General features: G+C 68.9%; 16 protein-coding genes. 7 read left to right on the top strand and 9 right to left on the bottom strand.

Features of this window, described 5'->3' with window-relative positions:
- Nucleotides 1-12: 12 nt before the first annotated feature.
- The 5 genes from OG885_RS15740 to OG885_RS15720 form a co-directional block, all read right to left on the bottom strand.
- On the bottom strand, nucleotides 13-516 hold the full coding sequence (locus OG885_RS15740; RefSeq protein WP_405731387.1) for a GNAT family N-acetyltransferase: 504 nt from the start codon (nucleotides 514-516) through the stop codon (nucleotides 13-15).
- 73 nt (nucleotides 517-589) lie between these two features.
- Nucleotides 590-2,218: a monocarboxylate uptake permease MctP gene (gene mctP / locus OG885_RS15735; RefSeq protein ID WP_405731385.1), complete on the bottom strand. Its 1,629-nt coding sequence runs from the start codon at nucleotides 2,216-2,218 to the stop codon at nucleotides 590-592.
- On the bottom strand, nucleotides 2,215-2,469 hold the full coding sequence (locus OG885_RS15730) for a DUF3311 domain-containing protein (protein ID WP_405731383.1): 255 nt from the start codon (nucleotides 2,467-2,469) through the stop codon (nucleotides 2,215-2,217). The genes mctP and OG885_RS15730 overlap by 4 nt, the downstream gene beginning before the upstream one ends.
- 138 nt (nucleotides 2,470-2,607) lie before the next feature.
- Nucleotides 2,608-2,751, bottom strand: a complete 144-nt coding sequence (locus OG885_RS15725) for a hypothetical protein (protein WP_405731381.1) — start codon at nucleotides 2,749-2,751, stop codon at nucleotides 2,608-2,610.
- 48 nt (nucleotides 2,752-2,799) lie between these two features.
- Complete coding sequence (locus OG885_RS15720) at nucleotides 2,800-3,564, bottom strand: GntR family transcriptional regulator (protein ID WP_329334889.1); 765 nt, start codon at nucleotides 3,562-3,564, stop codon at nucleotides 2,800-2,802.
- A gap of 308 nt (nucleotides 3,565-3,872) precedes the next feature.
- Here OG885_RS15720 and OG885_RS15715 point away from each other — a divergent pair, with 308 nt between their 5' ends.
- The 4 genes from OG885_RS15715 to OG885_RS15700 all read left to right on the top strand — a co-directional run bounded on the left by OG885_RS15715 (nucleotide 3,873) and on the right by OG885_RS15700 (nucleotide 8,530).
- Nucleotides 3,873-5,153, top strand: a complete 1,281-nt coding sequence (locus OG885_RS15715; protein ID WP_405731378.1) for an extracellular solute-binding protein — start codon at nucleotides 3,873-3,875, stop codon at nucleotides 5,151-5,153.
- Nucleotides 5,154-5,225: 72 nt separating this feature from the next.
- Nucleotides 5,226-6,206 (top strand): carbohydrate ABC transporter permease, encoded by a 981-nt coding sequence (locus OG885_RS15710; protein ID WP_405731376.1) that lies wholly within the window; start codon nucleotides 5,226-5,228, stop codon nucleotides 6,204-6,206.
- Nucleotides 6,203-7,033, top strand: coding sequence for a carbohydrate ABC transporter permease (locus tag OG885_RS15705; RefSeq protein ID WP_329334883.1), 831 nt, complete (start codon nucleotides 6,203-6,205; stop codon nucleotides 7,031-7,033). The genes OG885_RS15710 and OG885_RS15705 overlap by 4 nt, the downstream gene beginning before the upstream one ends.
- A gap of 9 nt (nucleotides 7,034-7,042) precedes the next feature.
- A complete protein-coding gene (locus tag OG885_RS15700; protein ID WP_405731374.1) occupies nucleotides 7,043-8,530 on the top strand; it encodes a glycoside hydrolase family 3 protein in 1,488 nt (495 codons plus the stop codon).
- 74 nt (nucleotides 8,531-8,604) lie between these two features.
- On the opposite strand, the gene nagB is transcribed toward OG885_RS15700, so the two are convergent.
- Nucleotides 8,605-9,390 (bottom strand): glucosamine-6-phosphate deaminase, encoded by a 786-nt coding sequence (gene nagB, locus OG885_RS15695; protein ID WP_405731372.1) that lies wholly within the window; start codon nucleotides 9,388-9,390, stop codon nucleotides 8,605-8,607.
- 352 nt (nucleotides 9,391-9,742) lie between these two features.
- Here nagB and OG885_RS15690 point away from each other — a divergent pair, with 352 nt between their 5' ends.
- A complete protein-coding gene (locus tag OG885_RS15690) occupies nucleotides 9,743-10,819 on the top strand; it encodes an SIS domain-containing protein (RefSeq protein WP_405731370.1) in 1,077 nt (358 codons plus the stop codon).
- A gap of 51 nt (nucleotides 10,820-10,870) precedes the next feature.
- Here OG885_RS15690 and OG885_RS15685 read toward each other — a convergent pair whose 3' ends face one another.
- Complete coding sequence (locus OG885_RS15685; protein ID WP_405731368.1) at nucleotides 10,871-11,623, bottom strand: SDR family oxidoreductase; 753 nt, start codon at nucleotides 11,621-11,623, stop codon at nucleotides 10,871-10,873.
- Nucleotides 11,624-11,719: 96 nt separating this feature from the next.
- Between OG885_RS15685 and OG885_RS15680 the strand changes: the two genes are divergently transcribed.
- Complete coding sequence (locus OG885_RS15680; protein WP_405731366.1) at nucleotides 11,720-12,349, top strand: TetR/AcrR family transcriptional regulator; 630 nt, start codon at nucleotides 11,720-11,722, stop codon at nucleotides 12,347-12,349.
- Nucleotides 12,350-12,770: 421 nt separating this feature from the next.
- Nucleotides 12,771-14,237 carry a sensor histidine kinase gene (locus tag OG885_RS15675; RefSeq protein ID WP_405742746.1) on the top strand — a complete coding sequence of 489 codons (1,467 nt, stop codon included), beginning with the start codon at nucleotides 12,771-12,773 and terminating at the stop codon, nucleotides 14,235-14,237.
- Between the two features lie 219 nt (nucleotides 14,238-14,456).
- Here OG885_RS15675 and OG885_RS15670 read toward each other — a convergent pair whose 3' ends face one another.
- Nucleotides 14,457-14,714, bottom strand: a complete 258-nt coding sequence (locus OG885_RS15670; RefSeq protein WP_006142322.1) for a WhiB family transcriptional regulator — start codon at nucleotides 14,712-14,714, stop codon at nucleotides 14,457-14,459.
- 319 nt (nucleotides 14,715-15,033) lie between these two features.
- Complete coding sequence (locus OG885_RS15665; RefSeq protein WP_399948409.1) at nucleotides 15,034-16,002, bottom strand: diacylglycerol/lipid kinase family protein; 969 nt, start codon at nucleotides 16,000-16,002, stop codon at nucleotides 15,034-15,036.
- Nucleotides 16,003-16,054 lie beyond the last annotated feature (52 nt).

Here is a 16,054-nt window from a genome sequence, read left to right as displayed (position 1 = left end):
GTCGCGGCGACTTCAGAGCGTCAACTCATAGGTGAGAAGCGTGAACTCCACACCCGGGATCGGCTGCCAGTCGCGCTCGGGCGCGCGGACGAAACCGAGGCGTTCGTAGATGCGGTGGGCGGCGTACATGATCTCCTGGGTCGACAGCACGATGCCCGTGCAGCCCTCCGCCGCCCTCGCCCGGTCGACGCAGGCGCGGACGAGGGCCTCGCCGGCCCCTCTGCCGCGCGCCGCGCGGCTGACGGCGAGCATGCGGATCACGGCCTCGTCGGGCCGGGCGTGCTCGGCCAGGGCGCCGCCGGCGGCGACGTAGGTGACGGTGCCGACGGGCTCGCCGCCCAGGGTGGCCACGAGTACCTCGGCGGAGGCGGCCCGCTTGGCGACGTCTCTCAACTCGCCCAGGTACCAGTCGCTCTCGCCGAAGGCGAGGAGGTCGTCCAGGAGATAGGCCTGGGCCGTGATCTCACCGATCGTGTCGTATTCGCTGGGTTCCGCAGCCCGGATCTCGATGTCCATGGGAGCGAGTGTGCCCGACCGGTACGACAACGGGCCGCCGGATGTTCCGACGGCCCGCTGAGCACGGAAATCCTCAGTGCGAGGTGCCCGCCGTCGCCGGCGGCAGCTCGACCTGGACGCCGGGGTCGCCCGCGTCCGCCGTGTAGTCCTCGGGGCTCGTCTCGTCGACGCCCTCCGGGGCCTTCACGGCCTTCAGGACGAAGGTCAGGACCACCGTGACGACGACATTGAGCACGAACGCCGTCAGGCCGATGTAGCCGATCTCGCCGATGCCCGGGATCTCCTTCGACGAGCCGCCGAAGTGCTTCTGGGTCGGGGAGGCGACGCCGTACGCGGCGACCGTGCCGTAGATCATGCCGACCGCCCAGCCGGCGAGCAGGGCCCAGCGGTGGAACCAGCGGGTGAACAGACCGCCGACCAGGGCCGGGAACGTCTGGAGGATCCAGATGCCGCCCAGGAGCTGGAAGTTGATGGCGACCGTCTTGTCCATCGTCAGGACGAAGACCAGCGCGCCGACCTTCACCAGCAGGGACACCAGCTTGGAGATCTTGGTCTCCTGCTCCGGAGTCGCGTCCGGCTTGATGAAGTCCTTGTAGATGTTGCGGGTGAAGAGATTCGCCGCCGCGATGGACATGATGGCGGCGGGCACGAGCGCGCCGATACCGATCGCCGCGAAGGCCACACCCGCGAACCACGCCGGGAACATGTCCTCGAACAGCTGCGGGATCGCCAACTGGCCGTTGGTGACCTTGACCCCGGCCGCGATCGCCATGAAGCCCAGCAGCGCCAGCAGACCCAGCATCAGCGAGTACAGCGGCAGGATCGTGGTATTGCGGCGGATCACCTCACGGCTCCTGGAGGAGAGCGTCGCGGTGATCGAGTGCGGGTACATGAAGAGCGCGAGCGCGGAGCCCAACGCCAGCGTGGCGTACGTCCATTGGCCCGGCTCGCCCGGCACCAGCGCACCGCGCGGCGCGCCCGTCGCCGGGTTGGTCTGGCTGTACGCCTCGCCCGCCTTGGCGAAGATCTCGTCGAACCCGCCCAGCTTGATCGGGATGTAGATGATCGCCACCGCGATGACGATGTAGATCAGCGTGTCCTTGACGAACGCGATCAGGGCGGGGGCACGCAGACCGGAGGAGTACGTGTACGCCGCGAGCACGCCGAACGCGATCAGCAGCGGCAGGTCCTTCACGAACCAGTTGGTGTCCTCGCCACCGCCGACGCCCATGACGTCCAGGACGGCCTGGATACCCACGAGTTGGAGGGCGATGTACGGCATCGTCGCGAGGATGCCGGTGACGGCGACCGCGAGCGACAGGCCCTTCGAACCCCAGCGTCCGCGGACGAAGTCGGAGGTCGTCACATAGCCGTGCTTGTGCGAGACCGACCACAGGCGGGGGAGGAAGGTGAAGATCAGGGGGTACACGAGGATCGTGTACGGCACCGCGAAGAAGCCGGCCGCGCCCGCCGCGTAGATCGCCGCCGGGACGGCCACGAAGGTGTACGCGGTGTAGAGGTCGCCGCCGAGCAGGAACCAGGTGACCCAGGTGCCGAACGACCGGCCGCCCAGGCCCCATTCGTCCAGCGAGTGCTCGTTCTCGGCCTTGCGCCAGCGCGCGGCGAGGAAGCCCATGACCGTGACGGCCAGGAAGAAGAAGATGAAGACGCCGAGCGCGACGCCGTTCACGCCGTCGTTCACTTGGTACCTCCACGACGGGCGCGCTGGTCACGCTGCCAGAGCTGGTACGCGGTCATCGTCAGCGCGGTGGAGATGAGCACCCACAGCATCTGGTACCAGTAGAAGAACGGGATGCCGATGAAGGTCGGGTCGACCTTCGCGTACGACCCCACCCACAACATCGCTACGAAGGGCGCGAAGAGGCACAGGGCGATGACCACGCGGACGGGTGTCACCACCGGTGGTCTGGCCTCGGGCGAATCTGATGACATGCGGCGGCTCCATCCCCTCACTGATCACCGTGTAACGCGCAGGCAATCTAGGTCACGGTGTGACAGGAGTGGAAGACCTCGTCCGCATATCGGTATGTCGATTCGGTGAAGGTCCGACATCGGTGTCAACCGCGAGCCTCAGCAGCGGCGGAAGCCCTGACGCGGGTCCTCCTCCTTCTCGTCCCGCGACGGGAACAGCCCGGCCGGGGCGACGAGTTGCGACTCGACGTACGGCGGCGGGGGCGGCCCTCGTCCGGTCGACAGAGCGGTCCTCCCGTCCATACGGAGACGGGAGGACCGTAGAGCAGGAAGCGCGGGTGCGCTACACCACTAGTCGAGGGGGCGCTTCAGCCGCGCCACGAACTTGTACCGGTCGCCCCGGTACACCGAGCGCACCCACTCCACCGGCTCCCCGTCCTTGTCGATGGAGTGGCGGGACAGCATCAGCATCGGCAGGCCCACGTCGGTGCCGAGCAGGCCGGCCTCGCGCGGGGTGGCCAGCGAGGTCTCGATGGTCTCCTCGGCCTCGGCGAGATGGACGTCGTAGACCTCGGCCAACGCCGTATAGAGAGAGGTGTACTTGACCAGGCTGCGCCGCAGCGCGGGGAAGCGCTTCGCGCTCAGGTGGGTCGTCTCGATGGCCATCGGCTCGCCGTTCGCCATGCGCAGCCGCTCGATGCGCAGTACCCGGCCGCCGGCGGTGATGTCGAGGAGCTCGGCGAGGCGGTCGTCGGCGGTGATGTAGCCGATGTCGAGGAGCTGCGAGGTGGGTTCGAGGCCCTGGGCGCGCATGTCCTCGGTGTAGGAGGTGAGTTGCAGCGCCTGGGAGACCTTCGGCTTGGCGACGAACGTGCCCTTGCCCTGGATGCGTTCGAGGCGGCCCTCGACGACGAGTTCCTGGAGGGCCTGGCGCACGGTGGTGCGCGAGGTGTCGAACTCGGCCGCGAGCGTGCGCTCGGGCGGGACGGGCGTGCCGGGCGCCTGGGTCTCGGTCATGTCGAGCAGGTGCTTCTTCAGGCGGTAGTACTTGGGCACGCGCGCGGTACGGACGGTCGCCCCACCCTCGTTCTCCGCGCTGCTGACCTCGGTGCTCATGCCTCTGCCTTCCCGGCTCCGGATGCGGATCACATCGTGATCCCCTCTGTATACCGTCGCCGACTCTGTTGGTCTAGTCCATAGCCTCAAGTGGTCTAGTGGAAGACAGTACTCCGGCGGCGCTGTTTTCGCTGGCTTCTTACTTAAAGGTTCCTGCATATGTAGGTCGGATAACGGCTGGTCAGAGGCTGTTCGGACGCCCTTGACAGGCCCCGTGGTCTGGTCCAAGCTCCCGGTACTGGTCTACACCATTGGTCCAGGGCCCCAGCTTCGTGGGCGGGGGGTGTGGGCATCCTGAGGAGGATGGCGTGAAGCGCAAGCTGATTACCGCGATCGGTGTCGCGGCCATGTTGGTCTCCGTCGCGGCGTGTGGGGGCGACGACGGCGGCGACAGTGGTGACAAGGCGGGGGCGGACGGCTACGCCGGCCAGACCCTCACCGTCTGGGTCATGGACGGCTCCTCGCCGGACCAGTGGCAGAAGGACGTGCAGGCCGCCTTCGAGAAGAAGACCAAGGCCAAGGTCAAGTTCGAGATCCAGCAGTGGAACGGCATCCAGCAGAAGCTGACCACCGCCCTGTCGGAGGAGAACCCGCCGGACGTCTTCGAGATCGGCAACACCCAGACCCCGGCCTACGCCAAGACCGGCGGCCTCGCCGACCTCGCCGACCTCAAGTCGTCGGTCGGCGCCGACTGGACCGAGTCGCTGAACAAGTCCTCGATCTACGACGGCAAGCAGTACGCGGCGCCCTGGTACTTCGCCAACCGTGTGGTCATCTACAACAAGAAGGTCTGGGCCGACGCCGGCATCAAGGACACCCCGAAGACGCGGGACGAGTTCTACAACGACCTCAAGCAGATCGGCGAGAAGACCAAGGCCGAGCCGATCTACCTGCCCGGCCAGAACTGGTACCACTTCGTCGGTCTCACCATCGGTGAGGGCGCCGAGCTGGTGAAGAAGGACGGCGACAAGTACGTCTCCAACCTCGACGACCCGAAGGTCGCCGCCGCCATGGAGACCTACAAGAAGTTCCAGGCCCTGTCCAAGGCCCCCAAGGACAAGGACGAGGCCACCCCGCAGCAGGCCGAGGTCTTCGCCAAGGGCAACGTCGGTGCCTTCATCGGTATGGGCTGGGAGGCCGGTACGGCCGTCGCCGCCAACAAGAAGATCGAGTCGGACATCGGCTACTTCACCATCCCGGGTGCCACGGCCGACAAGCCCGAGGGTGTCTTCCTCGGCGGCTCCAACCTCGCGGTCGCCGCGGGCAGCAAGAAGCAGGCGCTCGCCAAGGAGTTCCTGAAGATCGCGCTGTCCGACAAGTACGAGGGCGAGCTGGCCAAGCTCAACGGCGTCATCCCGAACAAGGAGTCGCTCCAGACCAACCTGACGGGCAACGCCGTCGCCGAGGCCGCCGCTCCGGCCGCCGCCGGTGGTGGCACCACGCCGCTGATCCCGGAGTGGGCCGCGGTCGAGAACGCGCCCAACCCGGTCAAGACCTACATGACCGCCGTCCTCAACGGCAAGACGCCGGCCGAGGCCGCCAAGCAGGTCGAGAGCGAGTTCAACAAGCGCCTCGCCCAGCAGCAGTAAGGGCAACGGGGCGGGGGCCGGCCAACGGTCCCCGCCCCGCGTTCCGGTAGGTCGAGTAGAGAGAACGCGAGCATGACCGTGCAGACCGAACGGCCGCCCTCCGGTCCGGTGGACGTGACGAAAGTGGACCAGCGAGGGCCCGGTGAGCAGCGACCGGCGTCCCGCGCGGGCGCGCTCGCCCCGTACCTCCTGCTGCTGCCCGCCTGCGCGGCCACCGTGCTGCTGCTCGGCTGGCCGCTGCTGAAGGACCTCCTGCTGTCGTTCCAGAACCTCAACATGGGACAGCTGATCCAGCATGTCACCGAGTGGAACGGCATCGACAACTACAAGCAGGCCCTCACCGGCGAGGACTTCTGGCGCGTCACCGGCCGCTCCGTGCTGTTCACGGCGGTCAACGTCGTCCTGACCATGCTCCTCGGCGCCCTGGTCGGCCTGCTGCTCGCCCGCCTCGGCAAGCGGATGCGGGTCACCCTGATGATCGGGCTCGTGCTGGCCTGGGCGATGCCCGTGGTCGCCGCGACCACCGTCTACCAGTGGCTCTTCGCCCAGCGCTTCGGCGTCGTCAACTGGGTCCTGGACAAGCTCGGTTGGCACTCCATGGCCGACTACAGCTGGACCAGCAGCCAGCTGTCGACGTTCTTCGTGGTGACCGTGCTGATCGTCTGGCAGTCGATCCCGTTCGTCGCCATCAACCTGTACGCCGCCACGACCACGATCCCCGGCGAGCTGTACGAGGCCGCGGCCCTGGACGGCGCCGGCTCCTGGAAGAGCTTCACCACGGTGACGCTCCCGTTCCTGCGGCCCTTCCTCTACGCCACGACGTTCCTGGAGGTCATCTGGATCTTCAAGGCGTTCGTGCAGGTCTTCACCATCAACGGCGGCGGCCCCGACCGCCTCACCGAGATCCTGCCCGTCTACGCCTACATCGAGGGCGTCGGCAACCAGCACTACGGCATGGGCGCCGCGATCGCCGTCCTGACCATCCTGATCCTGCTGGTCATCACCGCGTACTACCTGCGGATCGTGCTCAAGCAAGAGGAGGACGAGCTGTGAAGCGCTCGCTGTTCAGCCGCATCTGGCCCAACGCGACGGCCGTCATCCTGTTCATCGGCTTCGTCTTCCCCGTGTACTGGATGTTCGCCACGGCCTTCAAGCCGACCGGCGACATCATCTCCGAGGACCCGGTGTGGTTCCCGACCCACATCACGCTGGAGCACTTCAAGACCGCCACGGGCGTCGACCACTTCTGGACGTACGTCTCCAACTCGCTGATCGTCACGGTCTGCGCGGTCGCCCTGTCCCTGACGGTCGCCCTGCTCGGCTCCTTCGCCCTCGCCCGGATGCGGTTCAAGGGGCGCCGGGGCTTCATCATCGGGTTCATGCTGGCCCAGATGGCGCCCTGGGAAGTCATGATCATCGCGATGTACATGATCGTGCGGGACGCCTCCATGCTGAACAGCCTGGTCCCGCTGACCGTCTTCTACATGATGATGATCCTGCCCTTCACGATCCTGACGCTGCGCGGCTTCGTCGCCGCCGTGCCCAAGGAACTGGAGGAGGCGGCGATGGTCGACGGCTGCACCCGCAGCCAGGCCTTCCGCAAGGTGATCCTCCCCCTCCTCGCCCCGGGCCTGATGTCCACCTCGCTCTTCGGCTTCATCACCGCGTGGAACGAGTTCCCGCTGGTCCTGATCCTCAACAAGGAGGCCGAGGCCCAGACCCTGCCGCTGTGGCTGTCCAGCTTCCAGACGGCCTTCGGCAACGACTGGGGCGCGACGATGGCCGCCTCGTCCCTCTTCGCCGTCCCGATCCTGATCCTCTTCGTCTTCCTGCAGCGCAGGGCCGTCAATGGTCTGACGGCCGGCGCGGTGAAGGGATAACGCCACCCGATGACGACTTTCGCCAAGGGCACCGACACCCTCACGCGCGACGCGCTCACGGTCCTCCAGCCCGGTTTCACCGGCACCACCGCCCCCGACTGGCTGCTGCGCCGCCTCGGCGAGGGCCTGGCCTCGGTGGGCCTGTTCGGCCGCAACATCGCCTCGCCCGACCAACTCTCCGCGCTCACCGCCCAGTTGCGCGCCGAACGCGACGACGTCCTGGTCGCCATCGACGAGGAGGGCGGCGACGTCACCCGCCTGGAGGTGCGGACCGGCTCCAGCTTCCCCGGCAACCACGCCCTGGGCGCGGTGGACGACGTGGAGCTCACCCGCGAGGTCGCCTTCGAACTGGGCCGCCGCCTCGCCGCCTGCGGGGTGAACCTCAACTGGGCTCCGTCGGCCGACGTGAACTCCAACCCGGAGAACCCGGTGATCGGCGTCCGCTCCTTCGGCGCCTCCGCCGACCTGGTCGCCCGCCACACGGCCGCCTATGTCACCGGCCTCCAGTCGGCGGGCGTGGCCGCCTGCACCAAGCACTTCCCCGGCCACGGCGACACCGCGACCGACTCCCACCATGCGCTGCCCCGCATCGACGCGGACGCCTCGGTCCTCCCGGAGCGCGAACTGGCCCCGTTCCGCGCCGCGATCGCCGCCGGCAGCCGCGCGATGATGAGCGCTCACATCCTGGTCCCGGCCCTGGACCCCGACCACCCGGCGACGTTGTCCCGCAAGGTCCTGACGGACCTGCTCCGCGGCGACCTCGGCTACGACGGCCTGATCGTCACCGACGGCATGGAGATGCAGGCCATCTCCGCCACCTACGGCATCGAACGCGGCAGCGTCCTCGCCATCGCGGCCGGAGCGGACGCGATCTGCGTCGGCGGCGGCCTCGCCGACGACGAGACCGTACGGCGCCTGCGCGATGCCCTGGTCGCGGCCGTCCGCTCCGGCGACCTCCCCGAGGAACGCCTCGCGGACGCCGCCGAACGCGTCCGCTCCCTCGCCCGCTGGACGGCGGCGGCATCCGCGGCGGACGCCTCGGCCACCGGCGACCCGGACGTCGGCCTGCGCGCGGCCCGCCGCGCCCTGACGCTCACCGGCGCCGCCGGCTTCACCCCGCCCACCGAGGCCCCGTTCGTCGCCGCCTTCACCCCGGTCGCGAACTTCGCGGTCGGCGACGAGACCCCGTGGGGCGTGGCCGCGGAACTGACCCGCCTCCTCCCCGGCACCGACACCGGCAGCTTCGCCGGGGACGGCGCCGGCATGGCCGCCCTGGCCGCCGCGGGACGCCGCCGCATCGTCGCCGTCGTCCGCGACGAACACCGCCACCCCTGGATGACCTCGGCCCTCGACTCGGTCCTGCGCACCCGCCCGGACACGATCGTGGTCGAGATGGGCGTCCCGCAGGCACCGCCCCGAGGCGCCCTGCACATCGCCACGCACGGCGCGGCCCGGGTCTGCGGCCGGGCCGCGGCGGAGGTCATCGCGGGGGAGTAGGAAGTCGTACGACAGAACAGGCGCCGGTTCCCGCAAGGGGACCGGCGCCTGCGACGCATTCCTGACCCGGCGGCTTAAATCCCCTGCCAGTCCGGCTTGTTGACGTACGTGTGCCGGAAGTAGTCCGCCAGCTTCAGCTTGGAGGCCGCTCCCTCGTCCACCACGACCGTGGCATGCGGATGCAGTTGCAACGCCGACGCCGGGCACACCGCCGCCACCGGTCCCTCCACCGTCGCCGCCACCGCGTCCGCCTTGCCCTCACCGGTGGCCAGCAGCACCAGGTGCCGGGCCTCCAGGATCGTCCCGATGCCCTGGGTGATCACGTGATGCGGGACCTGCGCGATGTCCCCGTCGAAGAACCGCGCGTTGTCCACCCGCGTCTGCTCGGTCAGCGTCTTGATCCGGGTCCGGGAGGCGAGCGAGGAACACGGCTCGTTGAACCCGATGTGCCCGTCGGTCCCGATCCCGAGCAACTGCAGATCCACGCCCCCGGCCGCCGCCAGCGCCGCGTCGTACGCCTCGCAGGCCCCCGGGATGTCCTCCGCGGTCCCGTCCGGCCCCATGAACGCGTCCATCCCGATCCCGAGCGGCTCCAGCACCTCACGGCGCAGCACCGAGCGGTACGACTCCGGATGCTCCGCCGGCAGCCCCACATATTCGTCGAGCTGGGCGATCCGTGCCCGCGAGGCATCCACGGCACCGGACCGCACCCTGGCTGTCAGCGCCTGGTAGATGGGCAGCGGCGTCGAGCCGGTGGCCACCCCGAGCAGGGCGTCGGGCTTGCGCCGCAGGAGCTGCGCCATGGCCTCGGCGATGAGCTCGCCACCCGCCTTGGCGTCCGGAACGATGACAACTTCCACGCTGGGCCTGCCGATCTGAGAGACGGTCTGTGAGAGGGCTCGACTGGACCCCAAAAGGGCCATGTGGTTTAGACCAATCTAACAGAATCAGGCCAACGGGCCCAGGGGCGAGGGGCGGGGACGAGGGGGCGCGGGGCCGGTCGGAGCCGCTGGTGACGAGGACGGACGGCTCCCCACCAGCCGAACGCCGACCCTGCGTCACCCGGAGGACAGGCGCCGTTCCGCCCCGGGGAGTGAAATGGGACTGCCGGCGCACTGCCGGCGCACTGCCCGGTGCGCCGCCGAACCCGTACGCACCCCCCGTACAGAATCCCTACGCACCCCGTCCCTCACGCCCCGGGAGGCCCCCGCGATGACCGCCCCGACTCCGCCCCAGGCCCCCCAGGACGACCTCCCCGGCCGGATCATGGCCCGCGAGATGGCCGAGCAACCGGCGGTGCTGCGCCGCATCCTGGAGCAGGGCGCCCCCGGCATCCGGCGGACCGCCCGGGAGATCGCCGCCCGGCGGCCGCGCTTCGTGCTGCTCACCGCCCGCGGCACCTCCGACAACGCCGCCCTCTACGCCAAGTACCTCCTGGAGATCCGCCTCGGCCTGCCCTGCGGCCTCACCTCCATGTCCACGACCACCGCGTACGGCGCCCGTCCCGATCTCACCGACGTCCTCGTCGTCACCGTCAGTCAGTCCGGCGGCTCCCCGGACCTCGTGGCCTCGACCCGGGCCGCCCGCGAGGCCGGTGCGCTCACCCTCGCCGTCACCAACAACCCCGACTCACCGCTGGCCGGCGTCTCCGAGTACCACCTCGACATCATGGCCGGACCGGAGAAGGCCCTGCCCGCGACCAAGACCTACACCGCCTCCCTTCTCGCGCTCTATCTCTTCGTCGAGGGACTGCGCGACGGAGACGGCGCCGGAGCCAAGGCCCTGCCGGACCTCGCCGAGCAGCTCCTGGCCCGGCAGGACGAGATCCGCGCCCTTGCCGCCCGCTACCGCTTCGCCGAGCGCATGGTGATCACCTCGCGCGGCTACGGCTACCCCACCGCAAAGGAGGCCGCCCTCAAGCTGATGGAGACCAGCTACATCCCCGCCCTCTCCTACTCCGGCGCCGACCTGCTGCACGGCCCCCTCGCCATGGTCGACAACGTCTCCCCGGTCATCGCGGTCGTCACCGACGGCAAGGGCGGCGAGGCGCTCCAGCCCGTCCTCGACCGGCTCCGCGGGCGGGGCGCCGATCTGGTCGTCATCGGGCCGCGCGGACAGGTCGAGCAGGCCTCGGCCGGTTTCGTCCTGCCCACCGAAGGTGTCCCCGAGGAACTCCAACCCGTGCTGGAGATCATCCCGTTGCAGCTCCTGGCCTACGAGGTCACCATCGCCCGCGGCCAGGATCCGGACGCGCCCCGTGCGCTGGCCAAGGTGACGGAGACGCGATGAACGCGGGGTGAGGTAGGACCAAAAGCCAAGGAGCCACGAACCAAGAGGGGCCTACGTAAGGGAACCTCCTGTCGCATCGACCCAGCTCCCCGTGACCCACCGGCCCGCGTCCGACGCCAGGAACGCCACCACATCCGCCACGTCGGCCGGCTCGCCCACCCGGCCCAGCGCGGAGTAGGCCGCCGCCTGTGCCCACGCCTCGTCGCTCGCGTGCAGCAGCTCATGGGTGTTGTCGGTCGCGATGATGCCCGGGGCCACCGAGTTCACCGTGATGTTCCGCGGGCCCAGGACCTTGGACAGGTCCCGGGAGAAGACGTCCAGCGCGCCCTTCGTCATCGCGTAGGCCATGTTGTTCGGCATGGCGGCGGTGCGGGCGAGGCCCGAGGAGATGTTGATGACGCGGCCGCCGTCCCGCAGACGGGTCATGCCGTGCCGGACGAGGAAGAAGGGGGCCCTCACATTGACGGCGAAGACACGGTCGTACTCCGCCTCGTCTATCTCCTCGATCGGGCGGGACACCCCTATCCCCGCGTTGTTCACCAGGATGTCCACCCCGTCCGCGTGCCGGTCGAACTCCTCCCACAGCGCCTCGGCGTCACCCGGCCGCCCCAGCTCCACCCCGATCGCGAACGCCGAGCCGCCCGCCTCCTCGATCGCGGCGACCGTCTCCTTCGCCGCCGTCTCGTTCGTGCCGTAGTGCACGGCGACCCGCGCCCCGTCGCGCCCCAGCCGCTCGGCGATGCCCCGCCCGATACCCCTGCTCGCCCCCGTGACGAGAGCCGTCCTGCCTGCAAGCACGCCCATGTCGGCGCCCCCTTCTCAGTTTCCTAGCGTTCGCTACAGAAAGACCGTACAACAGTCCGCCGACATTTCTCTAGCAGCCCCTATAGAATTCACTCCATGGAGCGCATCGAGGAGACGAACCCGCAGGTCAAGCAGGCGAAACCGCGTGGCCGTCCCCGCTCCTTCGACCGTGCCACCGCCCTGGAGAAGGCGATCCTCGCCTTCTGGGAGCACGGCTACGAGGCCACCTCCGTCTCCGACCTCACCCGGGTCATGGGCATCGGCGCCCCGAGCCTGTACGCCGCGTTCGGTGACAAGCGGGCCCTGTTCGAGGAGGTCGTCCTCGAGTACGGCAGGCGCTACGGCTCCTTCGGCGACCGGGCCCTCGCCGAGGAGCCCACCGCCCGGGCCGCCGTCGAGCGGATGCTGCGCGAGGCGGCCGTCGAGTACACCGCCCCCGGCCGCCCGCACGGCTGCCTCGTCATCCACGCGGCCACCAACTGCACCAGCGCCGAGGTCGAGGAGTCCCTGCGCGACCGGCGCAACGCGAACATCGCCGCCTTCGAGAGCCGTATCAGGGCGGACGTCGCCGCGGGGGAGCTGCCGGCCGGCACCGACGCCGCGGCCCTCGCCCGGCACGCGGGAGCGATGATCCAGGGCATGTCGCAACAGGCGCGGGACGGGGCGAGCCGGGAGGAACTGGAAGCGCTCGCGGAAATTGCCATGGCCATCTGGCCCCGCACATGAACCCACACGGGTTAGGCTGCGTGGTGGATGCTAGGGCGTCCCAGTAGTTCTCCAGCACGGGTCGAGGCGCTCGCGGGACCCTCGGAGAACTGACAACAACAAACAGCCTCCAACGCATGGACACACCGAGTGGTCTAGTCCACAATGCGTAAGAGAGTTGAAAACAGAACACGACAGACTTCCGCCCTCCCCGCACAGGAAGGCGGACCGAGGAACCGGTGCTCTCTGCCCTGACTGCCCCGGATCCTCATCCTTCGGCCGTCCGGGACCGCACACCCCGTGGCCGATATTGCTCCGGGCTGCGGTGCCGGGAGGGCTGAGGGTCCCTCCCAGGCGCCGCGGCCCGCGGGTGTTCTCAGGGCCGGGTGACTGGTTTCCGGCCTGGTCCGTACCGCCAGGTACGCTCGCACACGTGCCCTCCATGAACGAACTGGTCCGCCAGCACACCGCCCTCGACGACTCCGACCTCGAGTGGCTCCATCTGCTGGTCTCGGAGTGGCAGCTGCTCTCCGACCTCTCCTTCGCCGACCTCGTCCTGTGGGTCCCCACCCGGGACGGCGCCCGCTATGTGTCGGTGGCCCAGATGCGGCCCAACACCGGCCCCACCTCCTACCAGGACGACATGGTCGGCCACCTCGTCCCGCGCGGCCGCCGCCCCCTGCTCGACGCCGCACTCGACGAGGGCCGGATCGTGCGCGAGGGCGACCCCGAGTGGCGCGAGGAGGTGCCGGTCCGGGTCGAGTCGATTCCGGTACGACGAGAGGGCCGTGTCCTCGGCGTCATCGCGCGCAACACCAACCTGCTCACCGTGCGCACCCCGAGCCGTCTCGAACTGACCTATCTCCAGAGCGCGTCGGATCTCGCGCAGATGATCGCGGCCGGCTCCTTCCCGTTCGCGAACCAGCAGATGGACATGGACGCCGCCCCACGCGTCGGCGACGGCCTGATCCGCCTCGACGCCGACGGCGTCGTCCAGTACGCGTCGCCGAACGCACTGTCCGCCTACCACCGTCTCGGCCTCGCCTCCGACCTCGTCGGCCACCACCTCGGCATGACCACCGCCGAACTCGCCCCCACCCGTGGCCCGGTGGACGAGGCGCTCGCCAAGGTCGCCAGCGGCTGGGCCCCGCGCGAGTTCGAGATCGAGTCGGGTGACGGGGTCATCCAGTTCAGGGCCATTCCGCTCAAGCCCAAGGGCACCCGTATCGGTTCCCTGGTGCTGCTCCGCGATGTCACCGAACTGCGGCGCCGCGAGCGCGAGTTGATCACCAAGGACGCCACCATCCGGGAGATCCACCACCGGGTGAAGAACAACCTCCAGACGGTCGCCGCCCTGCTCCGTCTCCAGGCTCGCCGGATCGACTCCGACCGGGGCCGCGAGGCTCTCGAAGAGGCGGTCCGCCGGGTCGGATCGATCGCGATCGTGCATGAGACGCTGTCCCAGAACCTGGACGAGCGGGTGGAGTTCGACGAGATCGCCGACCGGGTGCTCGCGATGGTCGCGGAGATCTCGCCCGGCAAGGTGACCGGCCGGCGCACCGGACGCTTCGGCATCCTCGACGCCGAGGTCGCCACCCCGCTGTCGATGGTTTTGACCGAGATCCTCCAGAACGCCCTGGAACACGGCTTCCGTGAGGGCGAGACCGGCACGGTCGAGGTCTCGGCGGTCCGCGGGGGCACGACCAAGGAGGCCCGCCTGCTCGTCACGGTTCAGGACGACGGGGTCGGCCTGCCCGAGGGCTTCGACCCGCACACCGCGGGCAACCTCGGCCTCCAGATCGTACGGACGCTGGTGGAGGGGGAGTTGGGCGGCACGTTCGACATGGTCCCGGCGCCGGAGCGCGGTACCCGGGTCATCCTCGACGTCCCGGTGCGCGCCAACAAGTAGCGCCGGAACCGGCAGGCGGGATCGAAGTCGGCAACTCAGAGTGAAACAGCCTGTGTTCAGAACAAGGGCACAGCAAGAAGCCCCGGACCAGAATCGGTCCGGGGCTCGAATGCTCGTTGCCAGCTTGTGCTGCGCACCGGGGGTACTGCGCGCTGCGGCTCGGGGGCGGGAGATGCGTACTCGCTGTACGCGCCGCCAAGCTCAGGCGGGGTGGGTGTGTCAGGCAGAAGCCTGACGGGCCCGGTTGCGGGCGGCGCGGCGCTTCATCGCACGACGCTCGTCCTCGCTGAGACCACCCCAGACGCCGGAGTCCTGACCGGACTCGAGCGCCCACTGCAGACACTGATCCATAACGGGGCAGCGACGGCAGACGGCCTTGGCTTCCTCGATCTGCAGCAGCGCAGGACCGGTGTTGCCGATGGGGAAGAAGAGCTCGGGGTCTTCCTCGCGGCAAACGGCGTTGTGACGCCAGTCCATGGCTGCTACCTCTCCTTGGTATTACGTGCAAGTTGCTTGTGAATGTGAACGCTTTCACGAATCCCTCAACAAGTGAAGGGCCGCCCGTCAGGTTTCCCTGGCGAGGTCCTGTGAGTTGAAGAGGGGTTCCGGTGATCTGTGGAGCCGGTGTTGCGGGCTGTCCCGATCGCCACGTAGAGACTCGCAAACCTCAGCGGCGGATACAACCCCTTCTGGAAAGTTTTTTTTGATTCCTCGGTGTCGACTAGGTCACAGCCGTACTTCCATGGGGTGGATGCTGGCCTAAACGTTCGAGTGAAAGGACTTCAGCCCTTTCTGCTCACACAATCACACGCAGTGCATGGCGTACGCCTGTGAACGTCACGCTCGTACGCAGCCCGAGGTGGTCGCCGTCCATCTGAAGGGGCAGAGGGACCTTCGAATGCAAGGTGAACTGGTCCAGGTCGTGCAGGGACACCGCGTGCTTGCCATGGGGTCCACGCTCGGGGGACGAAGTGAGCAACTGGGTGCCATACCGGGCGACAGCGGTCGTCGTCATACGGCTGAGACCGAGTACGTCGAGTCCTTTATCGAACGACGCCTTAGGCGATGCGTACATCGGGTGATTGCCCAGGAAGGTCCACGGAGACGTGTTCGAGACTATGGAGAGGACCAGATCGGTCACCGGCTCCGCGTCCGGACGCTCCAGGGTGATCGTCCCGTGCCGGCGGTGGGCCTCGCCGAAGAACTGGCGCAATGCCTGGCGGACGTAGAGAGCGTGTGTGGATTTCCTGCCGCGCTCACGCTGCTGCTCCACCCGCCCCACCACACCGGCGTCGAATCCGAGCCCCGCGTTGAAGGTGAACCAGCGGCCCGGGACGGCCTCGTCCTCGGTGCCGGGTGTGCCGGAGGTCAGCCCCAGGCCGACCGTGCGCTCGCTGCCCTCGCGCAGGGCGTCGAGCAGCGCGCCGGTCGCCTCGACCGCGTCGTTGGGCAGGCCCAGGGCGCGGGCGAAGACGTTGGTGGAACCGCCGGGGACCACGGCGAGACCGGGCAGGTGCTGGGGGTTCGGGCCGGCGTGCAGCAGGCCGTTGACCACCTCGTTGACCGTGCCGTCGCCGCCCAGGGCCACGACCAGGTCGATGTCCTCGCTCTCCGCCGCCTGCCGGCCGAGGTCGCGCGCATGGCCGCGGTACTCGGTGGTGACCGCCTCGAGTTTCATCTCGCTCGCGAGCGCATGGATCAGGACATCGCGCGTACGTGCGCTTGTGGTGGTTGCCGCCGGATTGACCACGAGAAGTGCACGCATGAGTTGCAGCGTACCTACTGGGGGGTACCGGGCACAGGCCGAGGTAGGGATC

This window comes from Streptomyces sp. NBC_00028, assembly GCF_045041065.1.
Taxonomy (GTDB): domain Bacteria; phylum Actinomycetota; class Actinomycetes; order Streptomycetales; family Streptomycetaceae; genus Streptomyces.
The sequence above is the reverse complement of the archived record's forward strand: the minus strand, read 5'-3'. Positions and strand labels throughout refer to the sequence as shown.